Source organism: Brevundimonas sp. GW821-FHT12E07 (assembly GCF_058807035.1).
The window spans coordinates 541,189-549,923 of sequence record NZ_JBXAQH010000001.1; the positions used below are offsets into that span (position 1 = coordinate 541,189).

The window sequence follows — 8,735 nt, forward strand, 5'->3', positions numbered from 1 at the left end:
GAGCCATGAGCCGCGCATCAACTCCTGTGATCGATCCTGTCGAACTGACCCGCCTGCTGATCCGCCGGCCCTCGGTGACCCCCGTCGACGCCGGGGCCATGGAGGTGCTGGAGACGGTGCTGACCGAGCTCGGCTTCACCTGCCGCCGCATGCCCTTCGAGGGGCCGGGCGGCGCCGGGGTCCACGCCCGGATCGAGAACCTCTACGCCCGTCGCGGCACGGCCTCGCCCAACCTCTGTTTCGCCGGTCATACCGATGTGGTGCCCACGGGCGCCGAAAGCGGCTGGTCCTCCGATCCGTTCCAGGCCGAGGTCAAGGACGGCATCCTGTTCGGCCGCGGCGCGGTGGACATGAAGGGCGGGATCGCCGCCTGGGTCTCGGCCGTCGCCGAGGTCCTGGCCAAGGGGGAGCCCCATGGCTCCCTGTCCTTCCTGATCACCGGCGACGAGGAAGGCCCCGCCCTTCACGGCACCAAGCGCGTCGTCGAGGCCCTGATGGCCGAGGGCGAGATCATCGACGCCTGCGTCGTCGGCGAGCCGTCCTCGCAGGGGGTGCTGGGCGACATGATCAAGATCGGTCGACGCGGCTCGCTGAACACCTGGATCACCGTCCACGGCAAACAGGGCCACGTGGCCTATCCGCAGCGCGCGGCCAATCCCGCCCCGGTGCTGGTGCGGCTGCTCGGCAGCCTGGACGCCCACGTCCTCGACGACGGTTATGAGGCCTTCCAACCCTCGAACCTCGAAATCACCACCATCGACATCGGCAATGGCGCGACCAACGTCATCCCGGCGGAGGCGAAGGCCCGGCTGAACATCCGCTTCAATCCGGCCCACACCGGCGACGAACTGATCGACTGGCTGAACCGCGAGGCGGGCAAGATCCAGGCCGAGACCGGGATGCAGATCACGCTGGAGCATATGTGCTCGGGCGAGGCCTTCCTGACCCCGCAGGGCCCGTTCGTGACCCTGGTCCAGGACGCGGTCGAGGCCGAACTGGGACGCCGCCCGGAAGCCTCCACCACCGGCGGCACCTCCGACGCCCGCTTCATCCGCGCCCTCTGCCCGGTGCTGGAGCTCGGCCTTGTCGGGGTGACCATGCACCAGTTCGACGAGCGGGTTCCGACCGCCGAACTGGACGCCCTGACCTCGGTCTATCGCCGCGTCATCGAAAACGTCTTCGCCGCCGCCCGCCCGGCTGAATAGGGAATAAAATTCCTCGCCCGTGTCACACCGGCCCGGGCTGTCTCGTCATCGGGGTGAAGCGCACTCAAGCGCCGCATGGAGAGACGATGATGACCCCCCGCCTGACCGCCCCGTTCAAACTGGCTCCCGCCCACTATCAGGCCATGCTCGCCCTCGAGCAGGCCACGGTTGACAGCGGTTTGGACAAGACCGTGATCGAGCTGATCAAGACCCATGTGTCCCAGATCAACGGCTGCGCCTTCTGCATCCACATGCACACCACCGACGCCCTGAAGGCCGGCGAGACGCCGCTGCGGCTGACCATGCTGCCGGCCTGGCGCGAATCCAGCCTCTATTCGGACCGCGAGCGGGCCGCCCTCGGCTGGGCCGAGGCCCTGACCCGGGTCGCAGACACCCACGCCCCCGACGCCGACTGGGAAGCGCTGAAAGCGGCTTTCGACGAGACCGAGATTTCGAAACTGACCTTCGCCATCGGTGCCATCAATGTCTGGAACCGCCTCGCCATCGGCTTCCGCTTCGCCCATCCGGCGGATCACACCGGCGCGGCCCATGTCGCGGCCTGACGCCCCGACCGATCTGTTCGAGACGCACCGGCCCCGGCTGGTGCGTCTCGCCTACCGCATGCTCGGCTCGGTCGCCGAGGCCGAGGATGTGGTTCAGGACGCCTGGCTGCGCTGGCGCTCGGTCGATCCGGCCGAGATCCGCGAGCCCGCCGCCTGGCTGACCCGCACCGTCACCCGCCTGTGTCTCGATCAGATCAAGTCGGCCCGGTCGCGGCGCGAGACCTATGTCGGCGCCTGGCTGCCCGATCCTCTCGTCGGGTCGGTCGATCCGGCGGAGGATGAGGCCGACGACCTCACCCTCACGCTCATGATGGCGCTGGAGCGTCTGTCGCCGCTGGAGCGGGCCGCGTTCCTGCTGCACGACGTCTTCGGCGTGGCCTTCGACGAGGTCGGCCGCACCCTCGACCGCGACGCCGGGGCCGTGCGCCAGCTGGCCTCGCGCGCCCGCAAACATGTGCAGGACGCCCGGCCCCGTTTCCCGGTGGCGCGCGAGGAGGGCGACCGCATCGCCCGCGCCTTCTTCACCGCCAGCCGCGACGGCGACCTCCAGGCCCTGGGCAGCCTGCTGGCCGAGGACGCGGTCCTCTATGCCGACGGCGGCGGCAAGGTCATCGCCTTCCACAACCCGATCCGGGGCCTCGTCCGCCTGCTGCGCCTCTTCGCCGGTCTGAACCGGAAATACGGGGCCGACGCCTTCAGCCTTCTGCGGCCGATGTGGATCGACGGCCTGCCCGGCTACGCCAGCCTCGAACGCGGTCAGGTGCTCCAGACCACGGCGCTCGACATCCGCGACGGCCGTATCGTCGGGATCTACATCACCCGAAATCCGGACAAGCTCGCGGCGGTCGCGGGCCTCGTCGCCGACCTCAGGCCGGATGCGACGCCGCACTGAGCCTGTCCGACATGACGGATTTTAAACTGGCGGAACGGGCCTGATGGGGGTTCACTCCGCCAAAGCCTTTCGCAGGACACGCCCGATGACCCGCCAGATGTCGCCGAAGAAGAGCGAGACGCTCGAAATCCGGCTGCCCCATCAGACCAAGACCGCCTTCATGGCGCGCTGCCAGACCGAGGGCCGCACGGCCTCCGAAGCCGTTCGCCGCTTCATCGACGGCGAGCTGACGGCCGCGCCGCGTCGCCCCCGCGTCAGCCTGTGGCAGGCCCTCGCCGCCGCCGCGGCCGGCCTTGCCATCGGGGCCGTCGCCGCGCCTTCTCTGGCCCAAACGGCCCACGCCCAAATCAATGCGGGGGCCGATCCCCGCGCCGCCTTCGATCGCCTCGACCGCAACCACGACGGCGTGGTCAGCTATGCGGAGTTCCGCGCAGGCTAACCCCGCATCCGCTCGACCAGATAGTCCACGAAGACCCGCACCCGCGCGGGCATGTTGGGCCCACCGACGAAGACGGCCTGGAAGACCTCTGAGTCGCCCGGATTGAATTCCTCCAGCAGGGGCACGAGCCGCCCTTGGGGGATGTGGTCGTCGAGGCAGAAGTTCCCGAGCCGCGCGATGCCTACCCCGGCCAGGGCCAGCTGGCACAGGGTCTCGCCGCTGTTGGCCTCCATGACGCCGTCGATCTTCATGACATGATCGATCCCGTCCTCCCGGAAGGGCCAGACCGGCTCGGTGCGGCGGAAGTTGAAGTTCAGACAGTCGTGGTCCAGCAGGTCGCGCGGCGTCTTCGGCGTCCCGCGCCGGGCCAGGTATTCGGGCGAGGCGACGACGGTCCGCCCGTTTTCGCTCAGTCGGCGCGCGGTCAGGGTGCTGTCCGGCAGCACGCCCGAGCGCACCGCCACATCGGCCTGACCCGCCGCCACATCGATCATGGCGTCGGTCAGATGGACGTCGACGACGATCTTCGGATAGCGCTCGGCGAACCCGGCCAGCAGGGGCACGATACAGTGCCGCCCGTGCGAGATGGCGCCGGTGACCCTGACCCGTCCCTGTGGTGCGCCCAGATCGACGATGACCCGGTCCGCCTCGTCCAGATCCGACAGGATGCGCCGTGCCGCGCCGAGATAGGTCTGGCCCTCCGGCGTCAGGGTCAGGGCTCGGGTCGAGCGCAGCATCAGCCGTGCCCCCAGCCGCGCCTCCAGCCGGTCGATGGTGCGGCTGACCCCCGACGGCGTCATGTCCGTCGCCCGCCCGGCGCCCGAGAAGCTGCCGGTCGTCGCCACGGCCACGAACACCTCCAGCTCGCGCGCGCGATCCGCCCCGGTCACCGCCATCTTTGCTCCCCGATCAAGAATGCTTCGCCGAGCTCCCGACTAATCGCGTTCGCCGAGCTCTGTAAATCTCCGTCTCAGCCGATAGGGGCTCTCAGGAGATCGACCAATGACCAACGCCAAAACCGCCTTCCGCCGCCTGGCCCTCGCCGGCGCCGCCCTGACCGTGATCGCGACCTCGATGGTCGCCGCCCCGGTCTTCGCCCAGACCGAGCCTGCCGCCGCCTCCGCATCCGCCCGCCCGGCCTTTGAATTCCCCGCCGGCTTCCGCACGCAGGAGATCGCGGCCAACGGCACGACCCTGCATGTCCGCATCGGCGGCTCGGGCCCGGCAGTCGTCCTGCTGCACGGCTATGGCGAGACCGGCGACATGTGGGCGCCTCTGGCCGCCGACCTCGCCCGCGACCACACCGTGATCGTGCCCGACCTGCGCGGCATGGGCCTGTCGGCGACCGCGACCGGCGGCTTCGAAAAGGCCAATGAGGCCGAGGACATCCTCGGCGTCATGGCCGCCCTGAATGTCGACCGCGCCGATGTCGTCGCCCATGACATCGGCAATATGGTCGCTTACGCCCTCAGCGCCCGGCATCCGGACAAGGTGACCCGGCTGGTGCTGATGGACGCCCCGGTCCCCGGCATCGGCCCGTGGGAAGACATCCTCAAGAACCCGCTGCTCTGGCATTTCCGCTTCGGCGGCCCGGACATGGAGCGTCTGGTTCAGGGGCGTGAGCGCATCTACCTCGATCGCTTCTGGAACGAGTTCTCGGCCAACCCCTCGCGCTTCACCGAGGCCTCGCGCGCCCACTTCGCGGCCCTCTACGCCGCCCCGGGCCGGATGCACGCCGGCTTCGGCCAGTTCGCCGCCTTCGATCAGGACGCGATCGACAACCGCGCCTGGCTGGCCGAGCACGGCAAGCTGACCATGCCCGTCCTCGCCGTCGGCGGGGCGAAGAGCTTCGGTTCGACCATGGCCGTCGTGACCCAGGCGGGCGCGGTCGATGTGCAGGAACGCGTCATCCCCGACGCCGGCCACTGGCTCATGGAAGAGCGACCGGCCCTGACCGTCGCCGCCATCCGCGAGTTCCTCGACGGCACGCCGCCCGCTGCCCCAACGGGCCGCCATCTGGGCCAGACCGCCATGTCGCTCGGCCAGACCCAGGCCCTGCCGACCTCGGGCGCCGGCGCCGGAACCTCGGGTCTGGCGGGCGTGCAGACCGTCCTTCTCTACGGCGATCCGTCGAAGCCCGGCCCCTATGCGTTCGAGATCCACGTCCCGGCCCATACCCGGATCGAGTCGCACAGCCACCGGGACGACCGGTTCGCCACGGTGATCTCGGGCGCCTGGTTCTTCGGCTATGGCCGTGAGGCGACCGACGCCACGGTCCGTCCCCTGACCACGGGCGGCTTCTACACCGAGCCCGCCGGCGCCCCGCATTTCGCCTTCACCCGCGACGAACCCGCCGTCGTCCGCATCACCGGCAATGGCCCCAGCGACACCGTCTACGTCGCCGGTTCCGCTCACTGACCGCAGGAAGGGGAGGAACGATCATGACCACCGGAACCCTTCAGGCCGCCATCGACCGCGCCAACGCCTCCGGGCGGCAGCCGGTGGTCTTCATCCATGGACTCTGGCTTGCGCCAGAGTCCTGGGCTCCCTGGGCCGAACGCTTCGAGGCCGCGGGCTACGCCGCCCTGGCCCCCGGCTGGCCGGCGGAGGAGGGCGCTCTCGAAGGCCCCGAAACGATCGGCAAGGTCCGCGACCACTTCGCCGGGATCGCCCGGGGCCTGAACCGCAAACCGGTCCTGGTCGGCCATTCCTTCGGCGGCCTGATCGCCCAGATCCTGGCCGGTGAGGGTCTGGCGCGGGCGACGGTGGCCATCTCGCCCGCCCCCTTCCGCGGGGTCCTGCCCCTGCCGTTCTCGGCCCTGCGTTCGGCCTGGCCGGTGCTCGGCAACCCCGCCAACGCCGGCCGCCGGATCCCCCTGAGCAGGAGCCAGTTCCGCTACGCCTTCGGCAACGCCCTCGATCCGGCCGAAAGCGACCGCCTCTACGTCGCCTTCCACGCTCCGGCGCCCGGCAAGCCGATCTTCCAGGCCGCCGCCGCCAACCTCAATCCCTGGACCGAGGCGCGCGTCGACACCCGCGCCCCGGACCGGGGGCCGCTTCTGCTGATGAGCGGCCGGATGGACCACACCGTCCCGCCCCCCGTCGTCCGCGCCGCCTGGACCCTCCAGCGTCGCAACGAGGCCGCCGTCACCGAGCTGTTCCAGCTCGACGGCCGTGGCCACTCCCTGACCGTCGACGGGGGTCTCGCCGAGGTCGCCGACATCGCCCTGGCCTTCATCGACCGGGCGACGGCGGAGTAGGGCAGGGGGCTCGCCGCCCCCTCGCCGCTCCCTATTTCAGGGGCAGATGCACCTCCGCCGCCGTCCCCTGTTCCGGCGCTTCCAGGAAGAACCGTTGGGCGTAGACGGGGAAGTCGCGCATCTCCTCGCCGCTGTCGGGCAGCCAGTCGCGGTACAGGAACAGGGCGGGCGGCTCCAGATTGTGGGTGTCGCCAGTGACCCTCAGCACGGCGCAGCGCCCGCCGGGGATCTCGCCCTCCCGGACGTCCTGCTCGCCCGCCTCAAACACATGGCCCTCGGGCAGGCCGACGCACAGATCCATGGCGTAGTCGGCGGGGTTCGCCGGGCGGCGATCGGTGTGCCAGATGTTGAAGGTGGTGCTGTTGGCGGGCGACAGGCCCTGCGACTTCCGCCAGGCGATGAAGCGCTGGATGGTCCGGTCGAGGGTTTCCGGGTCGCCCCGGTGTTCGAAGATCGCGACCCGGATCGGGGCGGTCTCGCGGATGACAACGTCGGCGTTCGTGAAGGTCTGGGGCATGATCCGGCTCCGGGCTGAGTTGAGCGGCGAAAAGGCCGCGAGCCACGGCTCCCAGGCGGGAGATTTCCGGAAGTCCGACGGCGACTGTCCCAGCCTCTGGCGAAAGGCGCGGGCGAAGGCGTCGGGCGTCTCGTAGCCGGCGTCCAGGGCGATGTCGGTGACGCTGTCGCCGCCCACGTCCGCCAGCCGTTTCGAGGCCTGTCTCAGGCGGGCCAGCTGGACATAGCGGTGCAGCGACAGGCCGAAGGTCGCCCTGAACTGCCGGTGGAAATGGAATTTCGAAAACGCCGCGACGGCGCTGACGCTCTCCAGGTCCAGATCGCCGTCCAGGCGCCGGTCGATATGATCCAGCACCCGGGCCATCCGGGCCATATAGGGGGTCAGCGTCGCCGTCATCGTCCTCGCATCCTCGTGACGAGGCCTGTCTGAGGCAAGGCCGCTGCGCGCGCTCGACCGATCTTGCGGTTTGACGCGGCCATCGGGCCGCCGCGCTCTACCGTCTCGGTGACGGGAAGGTTTCGTCCAACAGGTCATGCAAGGCCGAGGCCGCATCCGTCCATCGGCCCAGCTCGGCCGGCGCCGCGTCCGTTCTCCGTCCGTCTGTCACCACCAGGACGTGGAGTCCGCCGTTGCTGAACACAATCTCATTGGCGGCCGGGTCGTCCCGACGGCGGGTCAGGCCGTCTCTGACAGCGCGTTGGAAGGCCTGCCTCAGGGCGCGAAGCCGTGGCCCGTCCAGCCGGCCTTCGGATATCGGTCGCTCCAGACCTTCATCCTGACAGACAGCGCGCGGAGCCCTCGCGGTGAAGGCGTAGTCTCCGGTTCTCAGGTCCACCCTGACATTCCCCGCGGGGCACCATTCGGATTGACTGACTGTCCCGAAAACGACTGCCGTCCCCTGCGGCGCGATCCCGGAGGGGTCGGCGTCCGGCGACGGGGCCAGAGACAGCATCAGGGCGGCGAGGAGCGGGAGCATGGCCAAGGCTCCCACGACTTCGGGCCACTGGCAACGGGATAACCAGGGAGGTTCAGCGGATCGGTTTGAAGAACCGGTTGCCGCGCAGGTTCAACCAGGTCCAGGGCTTGATCAGGGCGCTGCCCTCGTTCCACGACCCGACCACGATCTCGGCCTTGCCGATGATGTTCTTCGCCGGCAGCAGCCCGACGCCCGTCTCGCGCACCTGCATCACCTCCCGCAACGGCGCGTCGAAGTCGTGGGTCAGGCCCTCGGCCGCCTGCGGAATGGCCACGCCATTCACCGACACCACGCCGCCCGTCACCTGCACCCGGTCGCCGGGCAGGCCGATAACCCGCTTGACCCAGGTCTGTTTCGGATCGCGCGGCAGGCGGAAGACGACGACATCGCCGCGCTTCGGCCCGTGGCCCAGCAGCCGCCCTTCGCCCGGGATCAACGGCAGGTTCAGCGGCAGGGACGCCCGGCTCCAGCCGTACGAGAACTTGGACACCACGATATAGTCCCCGGTCACCAGCCCCGGCTCCATCGACGACGAGGGGATGGTGAAGGGCTGGAACAGCAAGACCCTGAGCACCGTCGCCAGAGCCAGGGCGGCGATCACGGTCCGGACGATCTCGATGATCTCGCCGCGCGTGGACGGGGCCGCCGTTGTGGCCGGGGAAGGGGTGGTCGGTTCGGTGATTTCGGTCATGGCCGCATCCGACCCCGCCGCCTCGCCTCACGCAATCAAATGCCTGTCCGGACAGCCCGGAAATCGTGTCCGGACACGAAAACGCCCCCGCAGGCGACCTGCGGAGGCGTGATCCTCCCCCGTTGGGGGAGGGGGACCGCGAAGCGGTGGAGGGGGCCGGCTACAGACGCGGCGTACGCGGTGAGGGGGGGC

9 protein-coding genes are annotated in these 8,735 nt (G+C 69.8%); 6 read left to right on the forward strand and 3 right to left on the reverse strand.

Going from position 1 to position 8,735, the window contains the following annotated elements; translation table 11 throughout:
* Window positions 1–5 precede the first annotated feature (5 nt).
* The 4 genes from dapE to AC1ROD_RS02725 all read left to right on the forward strand — a co-directional run bounded on the left by dapE (window position 6) and on the right by AC1ROD_RS02725 (window position 3,099).
* Entirely contained in the window at window positions 6–1,205 is a 1,200-nt protein-coding gene (gene dapE, locus AC1ROD_RS02710) for a succinyl-diaminopimelate desuccinylase (protein WP_492946716.1), read from the forward strand.
* A gap of 86 nt (window positions 1,206–1,291) precedes the next feature.
* Window positions 1,292–1,768, forward strand: a complete 477-nt coding sequence (locus tag AC1ROD_RS02715; protein ID WP_492946717.1) for a carboxymuconolactone decarboxylase family protein — start codon at window positions 1,292–1,294, stop codon at window positions 1,766–1,768.
* A complete protein-coding gene (locus AC1ROD_RS02720; protein WP_492946718.1) occupies window positions 1,755–2,660 on the forward strand; it encodes a sigma-70 family RNA polymerase sigma factor in 906 nt (301 codons plus the stop codon). The genes AC1ROD_RS02715 and AC1ROD_RS02720 overlap by 14 nt, the downstream gene beginning before the upstream one ends.
* Before the next feature lie 85 nt (window positions 2,661–2,745).
* The gene (locus AC1ROD_RS02725) at window positions 2,746–3,099 is read left to right on the forward strand and encodes a hypothetical protein (protein WP_492946719.1); all 354 of its coding nucleotides are present in this window, start codon (window positions 2,746–2,748) and stop codon (window positions 3,097–3,099) included.
* Here AC1ROD_RS02725 and AC1ROD_RS02730 read toward each other — a convergent pair.
* Window positions 3,096–3,995 carry a LysR family transcriptional regulator gene (locus AC1ROD_RS02730; protein ID WP_492946720.1) on the reverse strand — a complete coding sequence of 300 codons (900 nt, stop codon included), beginning with the start codon at window positions 3,993–3,995 and terminating at the stop codon, window positions 3,096–3,098. The two genes, AC1ROD_RS02725 and AC1ROD_RS02730, sit on opposite strands and share 4 nt — an antisense overlap.
* A gap of 106 nt (window positions 3,996–4,101) precedes the next feature.
* Between AC1ROD_RS02730 and AC1ROD_RS02735 the strand changes: the two genes are divergently transcribed.
* Together AC1ROD_RS02735 and AC1ROD_RS02740 are read left to right on the forward strand one after the other, a co-directional pair.
* Window positions 4,102–5,517: an alpha/beta fold hydrolase gene (locus AC1ROD_RS02735; protein ID WP_492946721.1), complete on the forward strand. Its 1,416-nt coding sequence runs from the start codon at window positions 4,102–4,104 to the stop codon at window positions 5,515–5,517.
* Window positions 5,518–5,540: 23 nt separating this feature from the next.
* Window positions 5,541–6,359 carry an alpha/beta hydrolase gene (locus tag AC1ROD_RS02740; protein WP_492946722.1) on the forward strand — a complete coding sequence of 273 codons (819 nt, stop codon included), beginning with the start codon at window positions 5,541–5,543 and terminating at the stop codon, window positions 6,357–6,359.
* A gap of 31 nt (window positions 6,360–6,390) precedes the next feature.
* Here AC1ROD_RS02740 and AC1ROD_RS02745 read toward each other — a convergent pair whose 3' ends face one another.
* The gene (locus AC1ROD_RS02745) at window positions 6,391–7,272 is read right to left on the reverse strand and encodes an AraC family transcriptional regulator (protein ID WP_492946723.1); all 882 of its coding nucleotides are present in this window, start codon (window positions 7,270–7,272) and stop codon (window positions 6,391–6,393) included.
* A gap of 632 nt (window positions 7,273–7,904) precedes the next feature.
* Window positions 7,905–8,543 (reverse strand): signal peptidase I, encoded by a 639-nt coding sequence (lepB, locus tag AC1ROD_RS02750; RefSeq protein WP_492946724.1) that lies wholly within the window; start codon window positions 8,541–8,543, stop codon window positions 7,905–7,907.
* Between the last annotated feature and the right edge of the window lie 192 nt (window positions 8,544–8,735).

What these genes read in the sequence shown, in the direction of transcription:
- dapE (WP_492946716.1), top strand. Translation starts at nt 6, where the DNA reads ATGAGCCGCGCATCAACTCCTGTGATCGATCCTGTCGAACTGACCCGC.
- AC1ROD_RS02715 (WP_492946717.1), top strand. Translation starts at nt 1,292, where the DNA reads ATGATGACCCCCCGCCTGACCGCCCCGTTCAAACTGGCTCCCGCCCAC.
- AC1ROD_RS02720 (WP_492946718.1), top strand. Translation starts at nt 1,755, where the DNA reads ATGTCGCGGCCTGACGCCCCGACCGATCTGTTCGAGACGCACCGGCCC.
- AC1ROD_RS02725 (WP_492946719.1), top strand. Translation starts at nt 2,746, where the DNA reads ATGACCCGCCAGATGTCGCCGAAGAAGAGCGAGACGCTCGAAATCCGG.
- AC1ROD_RS02730 (WP_492946720.1), bottom strand. Translation starts at nt 3,995, where the DNA reads ATGGCGGTGACCGGGGCGGATCGCGCGCGCGAGCTGGAGGTGTTCGTG.
- AC1ROD_RS02735 (WP_492946721.1), top strand. Translation starts at nt 4,102, where the DNA reads ATGACCAACGCCAAAACCGCCTTCCGCCGCCTGGCCCTCGCCGGCGCC.
- AC1ROD_RS02740 (WP_492946722.1), top strand. Translation starts at nt 5,541, where the DNA reads ATGACCACCGGAACCCTTCAGGCCGCCATCGACCGCGCCAACGCCTCC.
- AC1ROD_RS02745 (WP_492946723.1), bottom strand. Translation starts at nt 7,272, where the DNA reads ATGACGGCGACGCTGACCCCCTATATGGCCCGGATGGCCCGGGTGCTG.
- lepB (WP_492946724.1), bottom strand. Translation starts at nt 8,543, where the DNA reads ATGACCGAAATCACCGAACCGACCACCCCTTCCCCGGCCACAACGGCG.